The 19545-nt window shown below is 70.1% G+C and carries 22 protein-coding genes and 3 pseudogenes; 15 read left to right on the top strand and 10 right to left on the bottom strand.

The features are described from left to right. Nucleotides 1-126 precede the first annotated feature (126 nt). From ASD48_RS28885 to ASD48_RS28875, 3 genes are all read left to right on the top strand, one after another. A complete protein-coding gene (locus ASD48_RS28885; RefSeq protein ID WP_057604682.1) occupies nucleotides 127-561 on the top strand; it encodes an Hsp20/alpha crystallin family protein in 435 nt (144 codons plus the stop codon). Nucleotides 562-668: 107 nt separating this feature from the next. After that, the gene (locus ASD48_RS28880) at nucleotides 669-1064 is read left to right on the top strand and encodes a DUF2267 domain-containing protein (RefSeq protein ID WP_057604681.1); all 396 of its coding nucleotides are present in this window, start codon (nucleotides 669-671) and stop codon (nucleotides 1062-1064) included. A 162-nt stretch (nucleotides 1065-1226) separates the two neighbouring features. Then, a complete protein-coding gene (locus ASD48_RS28875; protein ID WP_242432762.1) occupies nucleotides 1227-1622 on the top strand; it encodes a DUF2267 domain-containing protein in 396 nt (131 codons plus the stop codon). 432 nt (nucleotides 1623-2054) lie between these two features. Here the strand turns inward: ASD48_RS28875 and ASD48_RS28870 are convergent, their stop codons facing one another. Continuing rightward, nucleotides 2055-2633 carry a TetR/AcrR family transcriptional regulator gene (locus tag ASD48_RS28870; protein WP_057604679.1) on the bottom strand — a complete coding sequence of 193 codons (579 nt, stop codon included), beginning with the start codon at nucleotides 2631-2633 and terminating at the stop codon, nucleotides 2055-2057. Between the two features lie 90 nt (nucleotides 2634-2723). Between ASD48_RS28870 and ASD48_RS28865 the strand changes: the two genes are divergently transcribed. Next, nucleotides 2724-3170, top strand: coding sequence for a DUF1772 domain-containing protein (locus ASD48_RS28865; protein WP_057604678.1), 447 nt, complete (start codon nucleotides 2724-2726; stop codon nucleotides 3168-3170). 445 nt (nucleotides 3171-3615) lie between these two features. Here the strand turns inward: ASD48_RS28865 and ASD48_RS28855 are convergent, their stop codons facing one another. The 4 genes and pseudogenes from ASD48_RS28855 to ASD48_RS28845 form a co-directional block, all read right to left on the bottom strand. Continuing rightward, on the bottom strand, nucleotides 3616-3900 hold the full coding sequence (locus ASD48_RS28855; protein WP_282438352.1) for an antibiotic biosynthesis monooxygenase: 285 nt from the start codon (nucleotides 3898-3900) through the stop codon (nucleotides 3616-3618). A 131-nt stretch (nucleotides 3901-4031) separates the two neighbouring features. Continuing rightward, nucleotides 4032-5246 (bottom strand): MFS transporter, encoded by a 1215-nt coding sequence (locus ASD48_RS28850; RefSeq protein WP_057604675.1) that lies wholly within the window; start codon nucleotides 5244-5246, stop codon nucleotides 4032-4034. A gap of 573 nt (nucleotides 5247-5819) precedes the next feature. Further along, nucleotides 5820-5933, bottom strand: a pseudogene (locus ASD48_RS43730) (bifunctional 5,10-methylene-tetrahydrofolate dehydrogenase/5,10-methylene-tetrahydrofolate cyclohydrolase); the annotation flags it as partial. A gap of 434 nt (nucleotides 5934-6367) precedes the next feature. After that, entirely contained in the window at nucleotides 6368-6985 is a 618-nt protein-coding gene (locus ASD48_RS28845) for a TetR/AcrR family transcriptional regulator (protein ID WP_057604674.1), read from the bottom strand. A 122-nt stretch (nucleotides 6986-7107) separates the two neighbouring features. Here ASD48_RS28845 and ASD48_RS28840 point away from each other — a divergent pair, with 122 nt between their 5' ends. Together ASD48_RS28840 and ASD48_RS28835 are read left to right on the top strand one after the other, a co-directional pair. Then, a complete protein-coding gene (locus ASD48_RS28840; protein ID WP_057604673.1) occupies nucleotides 7108-7512 on the top strand; it encodes a Dabb family protein in 405 nt (134 codons plus the stop codon). Between the two features lie 28 nt (nucleotides 7513-7540). Continuing rightward, nucleotides 7541-8443, top strand: a complete 903-nt coding sequence (locus ASD48_RS28835) for an SDR family oxidoreductase (protein ID WP_057604672.1) — start codon at nucleotides 7541-7543, stop codon at nucleotides 8441-8443. Nucleotides 8444-8698: 255 nt separating this feature from the next. On the opposite strand, the gene sigJ is transcribed toward ASD48_RS28835, so the two are convergent. Next, nucleotides 8699-9628 carry an RNA polymerase sigma factor SigJ gene (sigJ, locus tag ASD48_RS28830; RefSeq protein ID WP_057604670.1) on the bottom strand — a complete coding sequence of 310 codons (930 nt, stop codon included), beginning with the start codon at nucleotides 9626-9628 and terminating at the stop codon, nucleotides 8699-8701. Nucleotides 9629-9723: 95 nt separating this feature from the next. Between sigJ and ASD48_RS28825 the strand changes: the two genes are divergently transcribed. From ASD48_RS28825 to ASD48_RS44455, 7 genes and pseudogenes are all read left to right on the top strand, one after another. Beyond that, nucleotides 9724-10104, top strand: coding sequence for a hypothetical protein (locus ASD48_RS28825; protein ID WP_057604668.1), 381 nt, complete (start codon nucleotides 9724-9726; stop codon nucleotides 10102-10104). A gap of 234 nt (nucleotides 10105-10338) precedes the next feature. Then, nucleotides 10339-10993: pseudogene (locus ASD48_RS42535) on the top strand (DNA polymerase III subunit alpha); the annotation flags it as partial. 5 nt (nucleotides 10994-10998) lie between these two features. After that, nucleotides 10999-11376: a hypothetical protein gene (locus ASD48_RS45645; RefSeq protein WP_348983234.1), complete on the top strand. Its 378-nt coding sequence runs from the start codon at nucleotides 10999-11001 to the stop codon at nucleotides 11374-11376. Then, nucleotides 11274-12005, top strand: coding sequence for a hypothetical protein (locus ASD48_RS46215; protein ID WP_348983238.1), 732 nt, complete (start codon nucleotides 11274-11276; stop codon nucleotides 12003-12005). Before ASD48_RS45645 ends, ASD48_RS46215 begins: the two co-directional genes overlap by 103 nt. Nucleotides 12006-12045: 40 nt before the next feature. Next, nucleotides 12046-12772 (top strand): annotated as a pseudogene (locus tag ASD48_RS28815) (transposase family protein). A gap of 267 nt (nucleotides 12773-13039) precedes the next feature. After that, the gene (locus tag ASD48_RS28810; RefSeq protein WP_242432759.1) at nucleotides 13040-13789 is read left to right on the top strand and encodes an NAD(P)-dependent oxidoreductase; all 750 of its coding nucleotides are present in this window, start codon (nucleotides 13040-13042) and stop codon (nucleotides 13787-13789) included. A 68-nt stretch (nucleotides 13790-13857) separates the two neighbouring features. Then, a complete protein-coding gene (locus ASD48_RS44455; RefSeq protein WP_057604664.1) occupies nucleotides 13858-14247 on the top strand; it encodes a hypothetical protein in 390 nt (129 codons plus the stop codon). A gap of 145 nt (nucleotides 14248-14392) precedes the next feature. Here the strand turns inward: ASD48_RS44455 and ASD48_RS28800 are convergent, their stop codons facing one another. The 4 genes from ASD48_RS28800 to ASD48_RS28785 form a co-directional block, all read right to left on the bottom strand. Continuing rightward, nucleotides 14393-14674, bottom strand: coding sequence for a hypothetical protein (locus ASD48_RS28800; protein WP_057604662.1), 282 nt, complete (start codon nucleotides 14672-14674; stop codon nucleotides 14393-14395). A gap of 40 nt (nucleotides 14675-14714) precedes the next feature. Beyond that, complete coding sequence (locus ASD48_RS28795; protein WP_057604661.1) at nucleotides 14715-15656, bottom strand: hypothetical protein; 942 nt, start codon at nucleotides 15654-15656, stop codon at nucleotides 14715-14717. Nucleotides 15657-15801: 145 nt separating this feature from the next. After that, nucleotides 15802-16800: a superoxide dismutase gene (locus tag ASD48_RS28790; RefSeq protein ID WP_199875999.1), complete on the bottom strand. Its 999-nt coding sequence runs from the start codon at nucleotides 16798-16800 to the stop codon at nucleotides 15802-15804. A 41-nt stretch (nucleotides 16801-16841) separates the two neighbouring features. Beyond that, nucleotides 16842-17621 carry an MBL fold metallo-hydrolase gene (locus ASD48_RS28785; protein ID WP_057604659.1) on the bottom strand — a complete coding sequence of 260 codons (780 nt, stop codon included), beginning with the start codon at nucleotides 17619-17621 and terminating at the stop codon, nucleotides 16842-16844. Between the two features lie 128 nt (nucleotides 17622-17749). Between ASD48_RS28785 and ASD48_RS28780 the strand changes: the two genes are divergently transcribed. Both ASD48_RS28780 and ASD48_RS28775 read left to right on the top strand, forming a co-directional pair. After that, entirely contained in the window at nucleotides 17750-18652 is a 903-nt protein-coding gene (locus ASD48_RS28780) for a helix-turn-helix transcriptional regulator (protein ID WP_057604658.1), read from the top strand. 79 nt (nucleotides 18653-18731) lie between these two features. Continuing rightward, nucleotides 18732-19226, top strand: a complete 495-nt coding sequence (locus ASD48_RS28775) for a MarR family transcriptional regulator (protein WP_057605031.1) — start codon at nucleotides 18732-18734, stop codon at nucleotides 19224-19226. The last annotated feature ends 319 nt before the right edge of the window (nucleotides 19227-19545 follow it).

The following is a 19545-nucleotide window of genomic DNA, read 5'->3' as shown; positions in this document are numbered from 1 at the left end:
AGCCTCCAGCCGTGTCATCACTTCGACGACACTCTGCTTGTCATCGTTTGGATGACATGTTACAACGAAGGCAGGTGAAACGCATTGGCAGCAAAGCGCTGACCCGAACACTGGAGGTGTTTCCCGATGTTGATGCGCACCGACCCGTTCCGTGAGCTCGACCGGCTCACCCAGCAGCTCCTGCACACGCCCGGCACCTGGTCGCGGCCCTCGGCGGTGCCGATGGACGCCTACCGCGAGGGCGAGGAGTACGTGATCGCTCTCGACCTGCCCGGCGTCTCCGCGGACGCGATCGATATCGACGTCGAGCGGAACATGCTGACCGTCAGGGCCGAGCGGCGGCCCATCACCCAGGCGGACGACGTGCAGATGGAGCTCTCCGAGCGGCCTCTGGGTGTCTTCTCCCGCCAGCTCGTCCTGGCCGACACCCTGGACACCGAGCACATCAAGGCGGACTACGACGCCGGGGTGCTGACCCTGCGCATCCCGATCGCCGAGCGCGCCAAGCCACGCAAGATCGCCATCGGCGGCGGCTCCGCGCACAAGGAGATCAGCGGCTGAGTCCCGTCCCAGCCGGGTCCGCGACGGGAGACGGCCTCATCCGCCGCGGCGGCGCGACCGTCTCCCGCACTCCTGCACTGCCACGCCCTACACGCAAGGGAGCAACGATGGCCATGCGATGGGAGGCGTTCCTGGACCAGGTCAAGGAACGCGGCAGGTACAAGACCGACGAGGAAGCCGAGCGGGCGGCCCGCACGGTGCTGGCGCTCCTGGGTGCCCACTTGGTGGGCGGGGTACGGGCGGAACTGGCGGCTCGGCTGCCGGAGGGGATGGCACTCCTGCTGCTCAATCCGCTCCAGGCGCACGAGCCGCTCTCCCCCGAGCGGTTCGTGCGGGCCACCGCGGCATGGATCGAGGGAGCCACCGAACGGACCGCGGCCTGGGACGTGAGCGCGGTGCTCAGCGTGGCCGCGGACGCCGCGGGCGAAGACCTCACCCGCCGGATACTGCTCCAACTCCCGGCGGGCTACGACCTGCTGTTCGGATGTTCCCGGCCCGTATGAACCTGGGCGCCCCCCTTGATTGACCCCCTTGACCGACCGCCCGACGGCGGCGGCCGACGGGCGAACCCCCCGGCCGCCGCCTGAAGATCATCACCACAGACGAGAAAGGCGACCGCGACACCGATGATTTCCCAGCTGGAGCCATGCCGGTCCACCGAGGGCATGACGTTCGAGCAGATGCTGGAAAGAGTGCGGTACGAAGGCGCGTACCCCACCCGCGCACGGGCCGAGCAGTCCGTCCGCACCGTGCTGGCCGCCCTCGGGCGCCAGCTCACGGGCGACGAGCGGGTGGCCCTCGCGGCCCGGCTGCCGCACGAGGCGGCCGTCGGGTTCACCTCCGAGATCCCCACGACCGAGCCCCTCACCGGTTGGGGTTTCGTCAAGGACCTGGCGTCCCGCACCGGCGGCACGATGGCCACCACCCGTTGGGACACCGGCACCGTTCTGCGCGTCGTGGCACAGCTCGCGGGCGAGGACCTCCTCAGCCGTGTCCTCGCCCGGCTCCCGGGCGGCTATGCCTTGCTGTTCGGCCGCGCCGAACTCGTCCAGGCGGCCTGACGCGCGCTGCGGCGAACAACCCCGGAACGGGACTGCGACACCACGGCTCGAGAAGCCGATGGACGCCCCGCTTCCGGCTGCTGCGGCTCTCCGCGGCCTGCACGACCGATCGTGCCGACGACGGAGAGCCGCCGTGGGCAGCATCCGTTGCCCCACGACCGTCGGCCCCGTGGGCGCTGTGCGCGTCGGCCGACGGCTTGACGGATTCCGGTTCGCCCTCCGACCGGCCCCCGCGCCGGGAACCCGGCGAACTGTCGGCGTTCGTCCGGCGCCTGCACCACGACGCGCCGCGGTTCCTCCGGGCCGCCGCCTTCGGGCGTGGCCGTCGACCCGCCGACTGCCCCGACTGCCCCGACGCGTGGACCAGGAGCGATGCCGGGGGCGGGCAGCCGGGCCGGAAGAACCCGGCTGTCCGCCTGCCCCGACGGCGCGTCACACCATGGCGAGCCGGCCCACCAGCAGCTCCACCCTGCGCTCGACATCTCCCGGCGGCAGCCGTCCCGCCCGGGTCAGGGTCGCCAGCCCGTGCAGGGCCGCCCAGAACACCTCGGTGAACAGCGCGGGGTGGACGCCCTCCCCGGCGACCTCGGCGAGGCTCTCCAGCAGGGCGGCGAAGGCGTCCTTCAGCGGCTCCGGGGTGTCCTCCTGCGCGAAGGCCAGACCGCCGTCGAGCTGGAACATGGCGTCGTAGACCGCGGGGTTGCGTTCGGCGAAGTCGAGGTAGGCGCGGGCGAGGGCGGTGACCCGGGCGCGCGGGCCGTCCACGGCGGAGGCCGCGGCCCGCAGCGCCGCAGCCATCTCGGCGGCGCCCTCGAGGGCGACGGCGCCGATGATCTCGCGCTTGCCGCGGAAGTGGCTGTAGAGGACGGGCTGGCTGTACTCGATGCGCTCGGCGAGTTGGCGGGTGGTGACCGCGTCCCAGCCCTGCCGCTCCGCGAGTTCGCGTGCCGTGGCCACGATGAGGCGCTCGCGGGCCGCCCGTTCGCGCTCCTTGCGTTCCTGTACCGACATGCATCGATCCTAGCACCGCTAGACAATCGAGCGGCAGCAGTACTAGCGTTGCATCATCATCTAGCAGCGCTAGATCCCAGGAGGGTCATCATGCTCAACGCAATCGAGGTCTTCACCACCGTGATCGTCGGGGTGATGGTGGGCGTGGAATTCTCCGTCGCCTTCTTCGTCAACCCGATCCTCGCCGGCCTCCCCGGCGACAATGGCCTGCGCGGCCGCACCCACGGGGCCCGGCTGCTCGGCGCCGTGATGCCGTTCTGGTACATCGGCTCGCTCGTCCTCAGTGCGGTCTGGGCCATCTCCGGACGGCACCACCACGGCGCGGGCCTCGTCGTCACCGCCGCCGCGCTGCTGATCCTCAGCGTGGTCATGTCGATCCTGCTGCTCGTCCCGATCAACAACCGGGTCAAGACATGGACCGCCGACGGCCTCCCCGCCGACTGGAAGCAGCAGATGAACCGCTGGGACCGCTTCCACTACGTCCGCGTCGCCGTCATCATCGCCGCCTTCACCCTGCTCGTCGCCGCCCTCGCCTGAGCCTGCGGGCCGAGACCACGCAGGCGGCGCGCATCCCTGCTCCGCAGGCGGTAGCGGGCCAACGACATCCCCTGGCCCTGGCCCTGCCCCACCCCGGCCCCGGCAGCAAACAGCCGCTCGTCGGCCGCACCGCTCCCGGCTTCCGCCTCGAGGACGCGCCCGGGCGACATCGGCTGTACCGGTGGCCTGCGCTGCGGACCCGGCGAGGCTCACGCTCTGGGAACGGTCTCCGGCCGACCGGGCGGCGGCGCCACTCCAGGTGCGTGACGGTGATGGCGCTGGAGTGGAAATGGACAAGGCCACGGGCGTCGGTTCCGGCTTCGCCGCCGATCCATGCCGTTTCGGACGACCGGCCGGTGCCGGTGGCTTACCTCGCGTCCGGGGCCGACGCCAAGTCAGGACGCGAAGACGCGCATGCCAAGGCAGCCGGTGTCCCGCAGTCGGATCAGCTCAGAGACGCGACCGTGAAGTGCCGTACCTGAAGGGGTGCGGCAAGGTACTCGTCCTCGCCCGGCAGAACCACGGGCTGCTCACGCCAGTGTTCACCGGCGTAGCCGACCAGATCCTGCTCGCTGCGCCAGCGACTGACGTACAGCAGCGCATCCGGCGGCGCGAGCAGCACCTCGTGGTCGAGCAGCCCCGGGTAGCGGTCGGGGAACTCGCGCACCGCAGAGACGATCATGTCGCGGAATGCCTCGAACCGTCCCGGACGTATACGTGCCTCACTCACCCTGATGATCACGGTCGTCAGGGTGTCACGCGTGCGGAACGGGCGCCATCGGGTCGCCGTTGCTCACGACCCCGTGAGCCAGGGCGCGTTGCGGCCTCGTCGCCCGGCACCGCGCCGACGTGCACGCGTTGTCAGGCGGTCGGGATCTGTCGGGCCTCTGTCGGGGCTTCGGCCGCGGATGACGTGATCAGTTCCGAGGGCCCGGTCCCGCGGTCGGTGAGTCCTGAGAGGACGGCGAGTGCGAGGCCGGCGGCGGCGAGGGCAGCGCCGACCAGGGCGGGCGAGGCCCAGCCCCAGCCGGCCGAGATGGCCAGGCCGCCGAGCCAGGCGCCGCCGGCGTTGGCCAGGTTGAAGGCGGAGTGGTTGGAGGCCGCCGCCATCGTCGGGGCGTTCTTCGCCTTGGCCATGAGCAGCATCTGCACGGGGGTGGTGACCAGCGCGCCCATCGCGCCCATGAAGGCGAGTGTCACCAGGGCGGGGACGGTGCTGTGGACCGTGAAGTAGAACGTCACGAGCGACGCGCCGAGCAGGGCCAGCCCTCCGTACAGCGTCGGGCGCAGGGCCCGGTCGGTCAGCGGGCCCGCGATCAGCGTGCCCAGTGTCATTCCACCGCCGTAGAGCGCGAGGACCCAGGTGGTCGAGGAGTCGGAAAGGCCCGTGAGGTGGGTCAGGATCGGCACCAGGTAGCTGTACACGGCGAAGAAGCCGCCGAAGCCCACGACGGCTGTGGCCAGGCCGAGGACGACCTGCCGGTTGCCCATGGCGCGCAGTTCGTGCCGGATGCCGGCCTGGTTGCTGCGGGGCTGGTGGGGGACGAAGGCGGCCAGCGCGGCCAGCGCGACGAGGCCGATGACCGCGACGGCGCAGTAGGCGTAGCGCCAGCCCAGTTGCTGTCCGAGAGCCGTGCCGGCCGGGACACCGATGATGTTGGCGATGGTGAGTCCGAGGAACATCCTCGACACGGCCCGCCCGGCGCGTTCCGGGGCGACCAGCCGGGAGGCCACGACGGCACCGACACCGAACAGTGCTCCGTGGGGCAGGCCCGCCAGGAAGCGCGCGGCGAACAGCAGGCCGAAACCGGGTGCGACGGCGGACGCGACGTTGCCGATCACGAACAGGGCGGACAGCAGGAGCAGGAGTCGTTTGCGGGCGATACGCGCGCCGATGCCCGTCAGGAGCGGGGCGCCGACGACGACGCCGAGCGCGTAGGCGGAAACGATGTTGCCGGCGTGCGGCACGGATACGCCGACCCCGTCGGCGATCTGGGGCAGCAGCCCCATCGTGGCGAACTCGGTCGTACCGATACCGAACGCGACGAGGGCAAGGGCCAGCAGGGCCAGTGGCATGGAGCGGAAGTACCTTTCACGGGCGGCGGAGCGGGTTGTGGCGGAGCGGGCTGGACCACGGCGTGTCCCGCTCCTGTGGCCGGTCGCGCCGGCCACCCTTGCCCGGTGCGCCCCCCAGCGCAGGGAAGGCCCACAAGCAGTGCAGCCGTGGCGCATGCCCGCGCATTCCAAGATCGGCCGACAGGAATTATGGCCTGCGTCACACCGGCTCCAGAGGTCGGCCGTGCGGTGCCGGTCATGCCGTGCCGGTCATGCCGTGTGAGCCAAGCGGTACCGGCCGTGCCCCGGAGGCGCGCGGGAACGGTCTGCGGGCGGCGGCGTCTGCGGTGCAGGCCGACCGGGCGACCTCGCGGAGGCGGCGGCGGACGCGGAGACAGAGGGCGCGGAGGGCGGTCTGCGACCGGTTGCCGGCGCCGGGCACGGCGGCACTCGGCTGGGCACGCCGGCACTTGAGTGTCACTGTCTCGTGCCGCCGAAGCCGCTGGTACGTATCCGGCGGCTTGGACCGATGGCGGGAAAGGCGGGAAAGGGAAGAGCGGGAGAGCGGGCGGAGGTGCGTGCCCCGGAGAAGGGTCAGTCGTGCGCGATTCCGAGTTGGTCCGCGGCGGCGTCGACGGTCTGTGCGAGCAGGACGGCGATGGTCATCGGGCCGACTGCGCCGCCATGCGGCGATCGCCACCGCGAGCGACGCCGCGTTGAAGCCCGTCCCGAGCACCAGGCTCAGCACATCGCCGACGCCCGCCACCCCGACGTCCTTGCCGCCCAGCGTCGAGAGCGCGCCCGCAGCCGCTGGGAGGAGGGCATCCGACGGGGCGGACGAGCGAGGACGGCGGCTTGATCATTCGCTGACGTTCAACGTCGCGCAGTCCGCGACTCCGGTTCGGACAGCAGCGCCCGGAGCCGTTCCCGGGCCGCGGTCGTGTCCGGCTCTCCGCGATTTCAAGGTCAAGATGGCAACGACCCATGCCGCTGCCCGCGCCGGTGACCTCGCCGTCGAGCTCGAACGGCGTCTCCAGAGCCTCCTCGACGTCGTCACGATCGATCGGCAGCCCCACGAAGACGATCTCGACGAACACTCCGGTCCCCCCTCTAAACCCGGCGAACCTCAGCGGTCAGAGCACCTAGCCGCTCGCCGGTCGACCGTTCGCCGGCGTCTCGGTTCGCCAACCGAGGAGGATAGTGCGAAGCGCCTGTTCGGCGAGGTAGCGGGCGCGATCGTTGCCGACGCTGCCGAGGTAACTGAGCGACGCGATGCCGTAGAGCGTGCCCCAGAGGATCTCACAAGCCTGGTCGAAATCGGCCAGGACCACGTCGTGTGCAGCCGACCAGGAGGTGAGCAGCTCCTTGAGGACGTCGATGACCGGTTCCGCGACGCGCCGGCGTTCGTCCGCGTCGACCATCGGGTCGTTCATGACCTGGAAGAGGTGGGGGTGCTCGCCGGCGAACCGGACGTACTGCGACGCAATGCGCGTCATGCGCCGGTCCGTATCGGGCTCCTGCGCGGCTTGGCGGAACTCGCTCAGCATCAGGCGGTGACCGTGCGCGACCAGCTCCAGTACGAGCGCGTCCTTGTTGGCGAAGTGCTGGTAGACGACGGGCGCGGAATATTCGACATCGGTGGCGATGCGCCGGATCGTCAGGGCCGCGATGCCCTCGGTCTCGAGGACGTGCAGCGCGGCCTCGATGATCCGCTCCCGGGTGTTCGCCCGTTCGCGGGCCCGTCTCGTGCTGGTCGGCATGGTCCGTCACTTCGCTTCGATGGTGTCCTCGAACACTAGTCACCGCCTTGACCGCGTCGGCGACGCGCGTCATAGTTAACGCCGTTAGGAATTCTAACGACGTTAGGAATGGGTAGTAAGTCATGATTTACCACATCAACAGAGTCACGATGAAGGCCACTGCGACGCCTGAGCAGATCGAAGGGGTGCTGGAGAGCTGGCGCAATCAGGGCCGGTCGAACCCCGCCATCAAGTCCTTCGTCGTCGGCCGCGACCACGGCGGCGACTACACGTACGGCGCGGTGTTCGTCGTCGAACATCTCGACGGGCTCTTCGCCTACCTGACGCACCCGACCACCTACCAGACCGACCACCTCGGGCTGCACCTGGTCGAACGGCTGGAGATCTTCGACGTCAGTGACGACGACGACCCCGACCTGAACGCCAAGATCCAGGAACTGCACCGGCGCCGCAACGAGCTCAACCCGCAGATCGCCGACATGCTCGCCGACGTACCCACCTATACCGGCTCCGGCGTGGACGACTGACCGATACCCCGGAGAAGGAGAAACCGTCATGGCCAAGCACGTCATCATCGGTGCCGGTTCCATCGGTACCAACGTCGCTCATCTGCTCGCCGAGCGCGGCGAGAGCGTCCGGATCGTCACCCGCAGCGGCTCCGGCCCCGAGCACCCGCTGGTCGACCGGGTCGCCGCGGACGCGTCCGACCCGTCCCGCCTGACCGAGCTGTCCCGCGGCGCGGAAGTGATCTACCACTGCGCCAATCCACCCTCATACACGGTGTGGGAGCGCCTGTTGCCGCCCCTGCAGACGGCGGCCATCACCGCCGCCAAGGCGAACGACGCCGTCCTCGCGCTGACCGGCAGCCTTTACGCCTACGGTCCGCAGCCCGGCGGCCGGATGAACGAACACACCCCCATGGCCGCCACCGGGCACAAGGGCCGCCTGCGCAGACGCATGTGGGAACAGGCCCTCGCCGGGGGGATCCGCACCGTCGAGGTCCGCGGCTCCGACTACATCGGCAAGAACGCCAACGGCATCTACTCCCTGCTCATCAAGTCGGCCCTGCAGAAGGGAAAAGCGGCCTGGATCACCGGCCACCTGGATATGCCGCACACCTTCACCTTCAACGGTGACATGGCACAGGCCCTCATCACGCTGGCCTCGGAAGAACGCGCGTGGGGCCGACCCTGGCACGTGCCGTCCGCGCCGGCCGTCACCATTCGCGAGCTGGCGCGGCGCTACGCCGTCGCGGCAGGCCGGCCACCGATCAAACTCATCCGGATACCGCGCTCCGTGACGCGTACGGCCGGGCTGATCGTGCCGATCGCCCGCGAGATGGCCGAGATGGACTACCAGTGGTACGCGCCGTTCCACATGGACGCGACGGAGACCGCCGAGACCTTCGGCCTGACCGCCACCGACCTCGACACCGCCGTCCGCAACGAGGTCGGCTGAACTCCCACCGCCACACCGGCAGGCCGACGGCATGGCCGCCGACACCGTGAACATTCGTGGTCACGGCACTAGCGGACGCCAAGGCCGCACGCACCGACGCCGAGCGAATCGCTGTGTCGAATGGGCTGTCAAATGCCCTTACGAAGCTGCTCGGCAAGGCCGACGATCGGCAGGCAGTGGTCAACGACGCTGCTGCCGAAGCGTGCCTCGCCCCAATGGCGGCGCGCGGTGCCCTGTTCGTCTGCGTCGTAACTGCTAGCAGTCCCGCGCCCACGGCCGCAGCTTCTCCGGGTTGCGGATCACCCAGATACGGGTGACGCGCCCGTCGGAGACGTCGAACGCGGCCACGGTCATCACGACACCGGACCGCTGGGCCACCAGGCCCGGCACACCGTTGACCGACCGCTCCAGGAGTTCGAGCCCGGGAGCCTTGTCGGCGATGGCGACCATGTACTCGGCGATACGCGCGCCGCCCTCGACGGGGCGCAGGGCGGTTCCGACCATGCCGCCGCCGTCGGCGGTCATCACGGCGGCCGGGTCAAGGAGAGCGACCAGGGTCGCGATGTCCTTGCTCTCCCACGCCTTCTTGACGTGCCTCACCACGTCGGCCCGGCCGGTCGCCGGCACCGGAGCGCCCGCGGGGCTCACCCGCCGCCGGGCCGAGGCCGCCAGCTGCTTGCAGGCCGAGGGGGTCCGGCCGAGCACGTCGGCGATCTCGGCGAACGGGTACCGGAAGACATCGTGCAGGACGAACGCCACCCGCTCGGCGGGCGTCATCGACTCCAGGACGACGAGGAAGGCCATGGCCACCGATTCGTCCAGGAGGATCTGGTCGGCGGGATCCGCGGGGCCGGTGGGACCGGGTCCGGCGGGACCGCCGCCCGCGTGTGCCCACTCGGTGCGGTCGGGCAGCGGCTCGGGCAGCCATGCGCCGACATAGCGTTCACGGCGGGCCCGCGCCGAGCCGAGCAGGTCCAGACAGATGCGGCCGGTCACCGTCGTCAGCCAGGCGCCGGGGGACAGAATCTCCTCCTGCCGGCTCCGGGGCAGCCCATACCAGCGTGCGTAGGCGTCCTGCACGGCGTCCTCGGCCTCGGTCACCGAACCGAGCAACCGGTAGGCCACATTGATCAGTTGGCGTCGCTCGCCGGCTATCGCGTCCGTGCCGCCCCCGACAGTCCCCATGCTATGGCCCCCGCCTTACCTTTCGCAGCCCCGTGTCGTCGGGCTGGTGAGACCTTATCGACCTGCTGCCCAAGGGCGGAAAAGGGGACTGTGACATGGCCACTCAGGTGACGGCGGCGACGGCGACGAACGCGCGGCGCGGCTCCTCGTTTCTGCGGATCGCGATCGCCCTGCAGACCCTGACCATCTTCATCCAGGCGGTTTCCGCCGGACTGCTGCTGACCTCGTCGTACGGAGCGACGCTGCACGATGTCGGCGCCCGTGTGATGTACGGGGCCTCGATGCTGTACCTGCTCGCCGCCGTGCTGGCCTGGAAGCCGGGCGGCGGCCCGGCCCGGCCCGTCGGGTACGCGTCGGGATTCCTCGTGCTCGCCTCGGTCCAGGTCGTGCTCGGCATCGCACACGTGCCGTCGGTCCATCTCCCCTTGGGTGTGCTGATGTTCGGCCTGAGCATGCTGGTGCTGGCTCGGCGCTGAGGCCCGGAACGGGGGCTCGTCGGTTCTAGTCGGTTTCTCCGGACCTCGGCACTTGCATCAGATGCAGAGGCTCTGGCCATGCTCCGTAAAGATCACCAGCGCTACGGCTGGGCGCCGCCGGAAACCGAACAGTTCCCGCGAGGTCTAGACCGAGCTGGAGAGCCGACCGCCTGCCTGTTCCGCTGCTTGCACTGCGACACAAGCCTGGCATCCTGGCTCGTCGGCTGAGGTTGCACCGAACTGCACCGGCAGTCCCGCAACCGCACCACCACCAACGGGCAGCTCCCCCTCGGCGGCGAACTGGTGACCGCCGAACCGAGCGGACTGCCCGACATGACCAGCCGCGACAAGCTCGGCGCCGAACTCGACACCCTCTCCATCGACGTGAGCCGGCATCTGATGGAGCACCACCACCAGCTGCCGGGCGAACTCGGCGCGACCGACGCCGCCCACCTGCGCGCCATGGTGCCCGGACAGAAGGTCCTCGTCGCAGGCGTGCGTGCCCCCACGCAGAAGCCGCCGATCCCGTCCGGCAAGCGCGTCATCTTCACCACGCTCGAGGACGGCTCCGGCCTGGTCGACATCGCTTTCTTCGAGGACTCCCACGAGCATGTCGCGCACACCGTGTTCCACTCCGGGCTGCTGCTGGTGCGCGGCACAGTCGAGGCCGCGGCCCGCGACACACCCTTGTCGGCGAGATGGCCTGGGACCTGGACGAGGTGGCCGCCGCCCGCCGCGACCGCGGGCCCCAGGCCGGCCGCGCCGCAGCGCACCCTCGCCGACGGCACCGCCGGCGCCCGGCTCCACCCCTACGCCGACCTCCAGCCCGCCGGCACCCGCTCCGCCGATCTGCGGCGGCGGGCACCGCTCCCAGGGAAGCGCAGGGTGATCTCTATGAGCGGCCGCTGCATCCTTCACCTGCGCTTCGTCCTCCCGGCCGACCTCGATTCGGAACTCCCCGAGCGGCTGCGCCGTCTGCTGGAGGACTTCACGCCCCGCGTGCAACTGATCGAACCCGACATGGCCGTCCTCGACCTGACCGGCGCACTCCCCTACCGGAAGCGTGACGCCCGCAGTGTGACCGAGCTGGTCCAGCTGCGCGTGCTCGCCTACTTCGGCCTGCGCAGTTCGGCGGGCGTGGCGCCGAACCGGATGCTCGCCGCGATGGCCTGCGCGCTCACCGCGCCCGGCCGGCGCACCGTCATCGACGACTCCCCGAGGCGATCACCGCCTTCCTGCGTCCCCGCCCCGCCCGGGAACTGCCCGGCGTAGGCACGAAAGCGGCGGCCACCCTCACCGAGTACGGCCTGCACACCGTCGGCGATGTCGCCGACGTCCCCCAGCTCACTCTTCAGCGCCTTCTTGGGTCCCGGGCGGGGCGTGCCCTGCACGAGCGCGCCCTCGGCCGCGACACCACGACCGTCGATCCCACCCCGGCGCCGGCGAGCATCAGTGCCGAGTACCGCTTCGCCCGCGACGAACTCGATCCCGCCCAGCACCGGAGCGCCCTGCTCTCTCGCTGCCAGCTCGGCGCTCGCTCGCGCGACTCCGGCCGGATCGCCGCTGGGGTGACCTGCACCGTGCTCTACGCCGACCGCAGCGGCACCCGCCGCGGCCGCACCCTGACCGAAGCCACCCACCACACCGTCCTGCTGGCCCGAGCGGCGTATGGGATCTATGACTCCCTCGGGCTCCAGCGCGCCCGGGTCCGCAGCATCGCCCTGCGCGCCGACGCCCTACGCCCTGACGAGCAGGCCACCCGGCAGCTCGCCCTCGACCAGGGCGACGACAAGCCTCTCGCGCTCGAAGCCGTCGCCGACCGCGCCCGGTCCCGGTACGGACACAACGTGATCTATCCAGCGGCCCTCGCGGTCCGCGCTTCCGGCCGACGAGGTTCCTAAAGGGTGTGGCACAAGGCTCTGAGCTGGGCATCTCTTCTGTATGGCCGGGGTCTTACGCGCTGAGCGGGTGTGGGTGGAGACGTTCACGGGGCTGCGGGTGACGCAGTTCTCGGAACTGTTGAAGGTGGTGCGGGAGCGGGGCGGCAACGGCACGCTGCGGCCCGGCCGTGGTCGCTGCCGCTGGCCGATCGGGTGCTGATGGTGGCGGTGTAACTACCGCACGAACCTGACCATGCGGCAGCCGGGCCCGCTGTTCGGCGTCTCTTCCTCGACGGTGTGCCGTGTGATCCAGCGGCTTGGTCCGCTGCTGGCGCTCGAGCCCGTCTCCCGCCAGTCCGATGCGGCGGACCGGTTGTGGATTGTGGACGGCACCCTGGTCCCGGTCCGCGACCGGCACGTCGGCTCATCGTCACGCAACTACCGGTTCTCCGTGAATGTGCAGGTCATTGTCGATGCCGACACCCGACTGGGGATCGCCGCCGCCCGCCCGGTGCCGGGCACTACCGCTGACGCGCACGCCTGGCGGCCCAGGGCTGAGCGACCACTGCCAGGGCGTGACCGTCCTGGGCGACGGCGCCTACCTCGACTGCCACATGGTCGTGCCGCACCGCAAACGCCCGCACCGGCCCCTGCTGCCAGGCGAGGAAGAGGACAATGCCGCACACCGCAAGGTGCGTGCGCGGGTGGAGCATGTGATCGGCGGCGACGGCCTTCATCACGCGGTCCAGGCCGTCGCCCACATGCACAACCTCGCGCTCGCATCATGACCAGAAGTCCGCGATCACGGGCCCTGACCTGCTCGAACACGGTCTTGTGCAACACCCTTTAAGAGCTGTCCCGTTAGTGGCCGTGTGACGCTCCCTGAGCATCCCTACCTCTTACTCAGGAGGCCCCCAGCCCTGCTTGCTCAGTTCCCCGCCGCCTTGAGGAGTGGATCAACGGGCGCCAAGATGGAAGGGGTGTCGAAAACCAGGGGGATCGCAGTGAGTCTGGGAACAGTGGCGGTAACAGGAGCGGCGGGCACCATCGGTTCAGTGGTGCGTGAGGCGCTGCGACATGAGGCGGGACGCCTAGTCCTGCTCGACCGCGTACCGCTCCGCCCGGAGGCCGAGAACGAAGACGTGCACACGGTGGACCTGCGGGACGCCGCCGCAGTGGAATCGGCTCTCGCGGGAGCCGATCGCGTGCTCCACTTGGGCGGCCTGCCCGACGAGGCTCCTCTCCCGGACCTGCTCGAAGCCAATGTGTTGGGTACGCACCATGTCTTGGAGGCGGCGCGGCGAACGAACATCGAGCGGGTGGTGTTGGCGAGCAGCAACCGTGTGACCGGCTTCTACCCCGCCGGACATATCACCGGCCCCCAGGAGCCGGCACGCCCTGACGGCCTCTACGGGGTGAGCAAGGTGGCCGTCGAGACCCTCGGGCATTTGTACGCCGACAAGTTCGGTCTGTCGGTGATCTGCCTGCGCATTGGCAGCTTCGAGCCCAGGCCTACCGAGCCCAGGCACCTGGCGACCTGGCTGAGCCCGCGCGACGCCGTCGGATACGTCCGGGCCGCGCTGACTGCGCCGCCCTCCACCCGCTTCGTCACGGCGTACGCCGTCTCCGCCAACACCCGCCGCTTCTGGAAACTCCCCGACGTGACGGAACTGGCCTACGTCCCCGTCGACAACGCCGAAGCCCACGCTGCGGACATCCCCGGGGACTTTCCAGCCGATCCGACCGGAGTCCAGGCCGGCCTCTATGCCGAGCCCGAGTTCACCCTCAAGCACCTTCGGCCCTGACGCATATGGCCGTCGCACGCGGGGATCGACCGGATCGGGCCGCCTTGGGAACTGGCAAACGCGCCTGGGTGAAGGTACGAGCACGGACCACGGCCGAAGCGGTGATCGGCGCAGTCACCGGGGCGAGGACGTCACCGAGCACCCTGCTGCTGGGCCGCGCAGACGCCTCCGGCCGACTCCGGTTGATCGCCCGCACCACCCCGCTTCCCACCGCCGCCCGGCGCGACCTGGGAACCCGGGTGCGCCCCTGCGACGCCGACCACCCGTGGCGCGGACGCCGTTTCAGCGCCGGTTGGGGCAGCCGCGGCGAGCTGGAGTTCGCCCCTGTCCACCCCGATGTCGTGGTGGAGTTCCTGGCGGACACCACCGTCGACGACGGTCGCTACCGCCACCCCGTTCGCTTCCTACGGGTACGCGAAGACCTCACCGCCGACCAGCTGCCACTTCTCGGAGCCTGACCTTGTGCCGCGGGGAGCCGGGATTCTCGGCTGGCTTTGTCCACGACGCCTGCCAGACCCTGGACCAGGCGCATGCCGATAAGCACCGCAGGATCCGGGGCGAGGGCACACACGGCGCTCGCAACGACGTACACCGTCAACCCCGTCAGGAGGGGCCGTCGTCGGCCCAAGGTGTGCTTAGTGGACCGAGGACCAGCTGACCGGCCGCTATGCCGATCATGAAGGCGGTCAGGGTGAGCTGGGTGACGGTCTGTGAGACGGGCAGGTCCGCGCTGACCTGGGGAAGCGCCGGCAGATGGAGGTCGATGGTGAGCGGGCCGAGTGCGGTCAGGGAGCCCAGGACCAGGACGAGTGACAGACGGCGGGGTGTCGGAAGGCGGGGCACATCTTCCGAGATGGCGGTGCCGGCCTGAGGGGTTTCGGGCATGTCCGTTTCCAGGGCTTCGGGGGCGAGTGGAGCGTGCGCGTCAGCGGTCGAGGTGCGCGACGAGGAGGTTGGGGTCCTTGTTCGTGAGATACGCCGCGCTGGGGACGTACACCGTGTGGCCGTGGACGGCGACGGACGTGGGGGTCTGCAGGCCGTCGGCCGCGGTGAGGACCGCGGTGTGGGTGCCGTCCGGGCGGACCAGGTCGACCTGATTGTCGTCGCGGGCGGCGAGGAGGGTGTCGCCGTGGCCGGTGAAGGCGAAGTCGTCGATGGACGGCATACCGGTGGCGCGGACCTGGACGGGGCCGGCCGTGCCACGGGCGGTGACGGGGATACGCAGGACGGTGCCCTTGTCGAGGTTGGTCGCCCACACCGCCCCGTGGTGCAGCTTGATCCCGTTGGCACCGGCGAAGGAGCTCGGCTCGAGGGCCTCGCCCTCGGCCCACACGACGGCCTCGCCGCCCCGTACGGGAACACGGTAGACGACGCCGTGCACCGAGTCGGTGACGTACAGCCTGCCGGTGCGCCGGTCCAGGGCGAGACCATTGGGCAGGCCGTCGGCGGGCAGGGCGGCGATGCGGTGCGGCCGGCCGCCGGGGCGGACGGCCCAGACGCCGGTGAGGTCGGCCGTGCCGGTGGCGTAGGTGACGTAGAGGGTGCCGTCGTCCGCGCGGGCGATGCCGCCGACGAACGCCTTGCCCAGGTTGGGGGTGCTCGCCTTGGCCGGGGCGGGAAGTGTGGCCAAGACGCGAGGGCGGCCGCCCGGAGTGACGCGGACGATCTGCCGGGCGAAGGAGAAGGTCAGGTACGCCGTTCCGGCGTGGTCGACGGTGATGTTCTCGGGCTGCTGCGAGGCCGCCAGGTCGAAGTGGTTGGCGATGCGGGGTGCTGTGAGGGGCTCGGTGGCCGCGGTGGCGGTGGTCGCGGAGGCCAGCAGGGCCGCGGCGGCAGCGAGCGTGGTCAGGGAGGTGCGCAGGTGCATGGGTTGGTCCTCCTGGTGGGGGATCGGTGACGGTTCACCGCCGGCCCGTGCGGGTTGCGGGCCGGCAGCGGGGCGATGGAGTTGCTGCCGGGCGCTCAGGGGGTGACGATCTTGACCGTGCTGACCCAACTGTGGCCGGTGTCTGTCAGACGTGGACCCGCACCACGTTGAACGGGAGCTTCGGGTCGGCGATCTGGAACTGGAAGTTGACGATCAGCAGGTCGTGGCCGTCGACGGCGGCCGTGGAGGGGCTGTGCATGCCGTGGCCGTGGATCGTGCGCACGAGCTCGGCCTTGGTGTAGTCGTGGCTCAGCTTCAGGACGCTGATCTGGCCCTCGGGGTGGTCGAGTTCGGTGACGGCGGTCAGGGTGTGGCCTCGCAGCAGCAGACCGTCGCCGGAGACGCCCCTGGCGCCACCGAGGTTGATCGGGACGACCCGGTGGGTGTTGAGGTCGACGCGGTAGAAGGCGTAGTCGTTGTAGTCGGCGAGCAGGACGTAGCGGCCGTTGCCGGTGACCACCAGGCCGTTGCCGTTGAAACCGTCGTCGTAGACCATCGGGGAGTTGCTGAGGTCCACGCCCGCCTGCAGCGGCTGCTGGACCTTCTCGTTCTTCAGCTCGGCGGCGGTGATGTGCCACAGCGCGGGCTGGATCGAGTCGGAGATGTAGGCGTCGCCGTTGGGGGCGAGGGCCACGTCGTTGAGGAAGGTACCGGTGCGGCCGGTGTCGAACACGTGCAGCAGGGCGCGGGTGCGGGTGTCGTAGACGAAGACCTTGCCGGTGGCGCCGCCGGCAACGATGAGCCGCCCCGCCCGGTCGGTCTTCATCCCGGCGACGGAGACGCGCCCGTCCTGGCCGCCGGGCAGGAACACCTGGGTCGCGCTCTGATGGACGTCGCCGCGGTAGACGGTGCCGTCGCTGGTGCTGCCGACGTAGAAGAAGGGCGTGCCGCTCTGACGGGCGATGCCCTCGGGGTAGGTCTTGTCGCCGGGGATCGTGTAGCTGGTGGGCAGGTGACCTCGGTGGTGCGGGAGGGGCGTGTGAGGCAGGTCGCCGCCGGGGGCGGCGAGGGCCTGGGCAGCGCCGCCCAGGACGAGAAGCGAGGCCACCGCGACGGGTACGGCGAAGACGGACTGACATGGCAAGTCTTCCTGAATGGGAGAGAGTTGAGGAGGGAGTCGGAGGCTCAGTGACCGGCGCCGAACAGGGACCGGTTGGCGATGTCGATGATGAACGGGCCGACGTGGGAGGGGTAGCGGTCCACGATCGCCTTCTTGTACGCCTCGCCGTCGTCGCCGAGCAGTTCGCGGGCGTCGGCGAGGTACTGGCGGATCCCGGCGTAGACCTCCGGCCCGGCAGGCAGGCCGTGGCCGGCAAGGATCGTGTCGTAGCCGGTCTCGGCGGCCAGGGTGTCGACGGCCTGCTGCCAGCCCGTGATGTCGTTGTTGCCCAGGTAGAGGTGGACGTCGTTGTAGACGAGGTCCTGGGCGATCAGGACGCCCTGTTCGGGCAGCTTGACGAGAAGTTCGTCGGCGGCCTCTCCGCCGGAGACGGCCTCGAAGACGAACTGGATGCCGTCGATGACCTCGGTGCCCGGGGCGATGTCCACACTGGAGGGCAGGTCGGTGGCCGGGACGGCCAGGCCGCTCGGCAGCTGGGCGGCGGGGCGTGCGGCGATCTGTTCACGCACCTGGGGCAGTACGTGCACGGAGACGCCGAAGCGGTCGGCGCCGTTGTAGTGGTCGGGGTGGGCGTGGGTGATGATCAGGCGGTCAAGCGGCTTGCCGAGCCCCTTGGCGTAGGCGACGGCCTCGTCGGCGTAGGCGGGGTTCAGCTGGGCGTCGATCACGACGATCCGGGCCGGGGTCTCGATCAGCTGCGTGGTGGCGTGGAAGGTGTCCGCCGGGGACATGTAGCTGTGGATGCGGACCGCGCCCTTGTCGAGGACCGTGACCGTGCCATTCATGCGGATGCTCCTTGCGGTGGAGGCGGCCTTGCGTCGCCTTGATGACCTCCACTCTCGCCGCGAAACCGCAGGCAGACGAGATACGCTGAAGACCCCGCATGGTAAATCGAGGACATCTGGAGAGTGTGATGGTTCCCCCGGACCTGGAAGGGGGTGATCCCTCCCGGAGCGGTGCGATCCCCCGGCTCGACTTCAATCCGCCCGAGGAGCGGATTCCCGGCTTCGAGATCGTCGACCTGGCCACCCTGCACGAACGGCGCCGACGACGGAACCACCGTCCCGATGCGGTCCATCGGGTGGACTTCCACACCCTCACCCTGATCACCGAGGGCAGCGGGGCACATGCGATCGACTTCGTCACGCATCCCTGCCGCCCAGGGACGCTGATGTGGATCCGGCCCGGGCAGGTGCAGCGTTTCGTCGACCCCGGGACCACCAACGGCACGCACCTCCTCTTCACGCCCGCCTTTCCGCCGCACTTCAGCAGCGCCGAGAAGCTGGTGAACGAGTGGTACGGCCCCGCGTGCCGGCAACTCGGCGCCGACCCCTCGTACGCCGTCCTGTCCGCTTTGCTGGGCCAGCTGCGCGCTGAATACGACCGCACCGGACAGGCCGTGTCGGCGGAGATCCTCCAACTCCTGCTGGCCACCGTGCTGTTGCAGATCGACCGGCTGCCCCACCCCGACGGCGGCACCGACCCGCACGCCGGCGGCGAGGTGTATGCCCGCTTCCGCGCCGAGCTGGAGCGCTCGTACGCCACCACCCGCCGCGCCGCCGACTACGCCCACCGCCTCGGCTATACCGTCAAGACCCTCACCCGCGCCTGCACGGCCGCGACCGGACAACCCGTCAAGCACGTCATCGACGGCCGGGTCGCTCTGGAGGCCAGGCGGCTGCTCGCGCACACCGACGAGCCGGTGGCGACCATCGCGCGCCGCCTCGGTTTCCCCGAGCCCACCAACTTCGGCAAGTTCTTCACCCGCCACACCGGTGCGACGCCCAGCGCGTTCCGGCGCGCCCAGGGCCGGTAGACAAGTCGGCAGACCCGCCGCTCAGCCGGTGCGGCATGATCGGTGGGCGGAAGCAGGAATGGGAAGGGGCGTCAGGACCGTGGACGAGCATGCGGAGATCTCGACATCGAGCGACGCCGCGAACAACGCGCTGATCCTGGCGTTCGGGCGCTTGCAGGGGGCCGCGAACCGGCTGGAGTACATCCTGGGGCGGGCTCTGGAGGTGGACTGCGGTATCAGCCATCTGATGTTCGAGGTGCTGCTCATCCTGGGCAGGGCGGGGGAGTCGGGGCTGTCGATGCGGGCCGTCGCCCAGGAGCAGGTCCTCACGACAGGTGGCGCCACACGTCTGGTGGACCGTATGGAGGCGGCCGGCCTGGTCGAACGCGTCGAGGATCCCGGTGACCGGCGCGGGAGGCTGGTGCGCCTGACGCCGCTTGGCGAGGAGACCACGGTCTCCGCGTCCCGGATCCATGTCGAGAACATCAAGCGCTACTTCCTGGCGCCCCTCCCGGTGGAGGACCGGGACCGGTTCGCCGAAGACCTTCGCATCCTGAGCCACACGGCACGGGACACACTGCCCAGGCTTCCCTGAGGGTTGTGGGCCATCCCGGAGGCCCCTCCCCGCATGCGTCGCTGCACCGGCGACGACCTCCAAGCCGCGCAGCACCTCATCGACCTGAGCCCCCGCGTCATGGCGCACGCCAGCCTGGCTGCGGACCTGCTCCCGGCGATCTCCCCCGCGCGGACAGCGCGCCCCAAGGCGAGATGCGTCCGAATGATCGCAAGGTTTGTCACTCCTTGACTCCACGTTCGTGCTGGATTCATGAGCTGCGCCGACACGTGGATCAGGATGAATCGCCTGACAGCCGAACATCGGAATACCTGACTAGTCAGATACTGTTGTCGTCGGT

It is taken from the genome of Streptomyces sp. Root1310, assembly GCF_001426425.1.
Lineage (GTDB): Bacteria > Actinomycetota > Actinomycetes > Streptomycetales > Streptomycetaceae > Streptomyces.
This window is presented reverse-complemented; position numbering and strand designations above follow the sequence as displayed.

Coding starts and splice junctions, on each gene's coding strand:
- ASD48_RS28780 (WP_057604658.1), top strand. CDS start 17,750: ATGGTTCCCCCGGACCTGGAAGGGGGTGATCCCTCCCGGAGCGGTGCG.
- ASD48_RS28785 (WP_057604659.1), bottom strand. CDS start 17,621: ATGAATGGCACGGTCACGGTCCTCGACAAGGGCGCGGTCCGCATCCAC.
- ASD48_RS28870 (WP_057604679.1), bottom strand. CDS start 2,633: ATGTCGGTACAGGAACGCAAGGAGCGCGAACGGGCGGCCCGCGAGCGC.
- ASD48_RS28875 (WP_242432762.1), top strand. CDS start 1,227: ATGACGTTCGAGCAGATGCTGGAAAGAGTGCGGTACGAAGGCGCGTAC.
- ASD48_RS28880 (WP_057604681.1), top strand. CDS start 669: ATGGCCATGCGATGGGAGGCGTTCCTGGACCAGGTCAAGGAACGCGGC.
- ASD48_RS28825 (WP_057604668.1), top strand. CDS start 9,724: ATGGCCACTCAGGTGACGGCGGCGACGGCGACGAACGCGCGGCGCGGC.
- ASD48_RS28885 (WP_057604682.1), top strand. CDS start 127: ATGTTGATGCGCACCGACCCGTTCCGTGAGCTCGACCGGCTCACCCAG.
- ASD48_RS45645 (WP_348983234.1), top strand. CDS start 10,999: ATGAGCGGCCGCTGCATCCTTCACCTGCGCTTCGTCCTCCCGGCCGAC.
- ASD48_RS28795 (WP_057604661.1), bottom strand. CDS start 15,656: ATGCACCTGCGCACCTCCCTGACCACGCTCGCTGCCGCCGCGGCCCTG.
- sigJ (WP_057604670.1), bottom strand. CDS start 9,628: ATGGGGACTGTCGGGGGCGGCACGGACGCGATAGCCGGCGAGCGACGC.
- ASD48_RS28800 (WP_057604662.1), bottom strand. CDS start 14,674: ATGCCCGAAACCCCTCAGGCCGGCACCGCCATCTCGGAAGATGTGCCC.
- ASD48_RS28850 (WP_057604675.1), bottom strand. CDS start 5,246: ATGCCACTGGCCCTGCTGGCCCTTGCCCTCGTCGCGTTCGGTATCGGT.
- ASD48_RS28835 (WP_057604672.1), top strand. CDS start 7,541: ATGGCCAAGCACGTCATCATCGGTGCCGGTTCCATCGGTACCAACGTC.
- ASD48_RS28845 (WP_057604674.1), bottom strand. CDS start 6,985: ATGCCGACCAGCACGAGACGGGCCCGCGAACGGGCGAACACCCGGGAG.
- ASD48_RS28865 (WP_057604678.1), top strand. CDS start 2,724: ATGCTCAACGCAATCGAGGTCTTCACCACCGTGATCGTCGGGGTGATG.
- ASD48_RS28840 (WP_057604673.1), top strand. CDS start 7,108: ATGATTTACCACATCAACAGAGTCACGATGAAGGCCACTGCGACGCCT.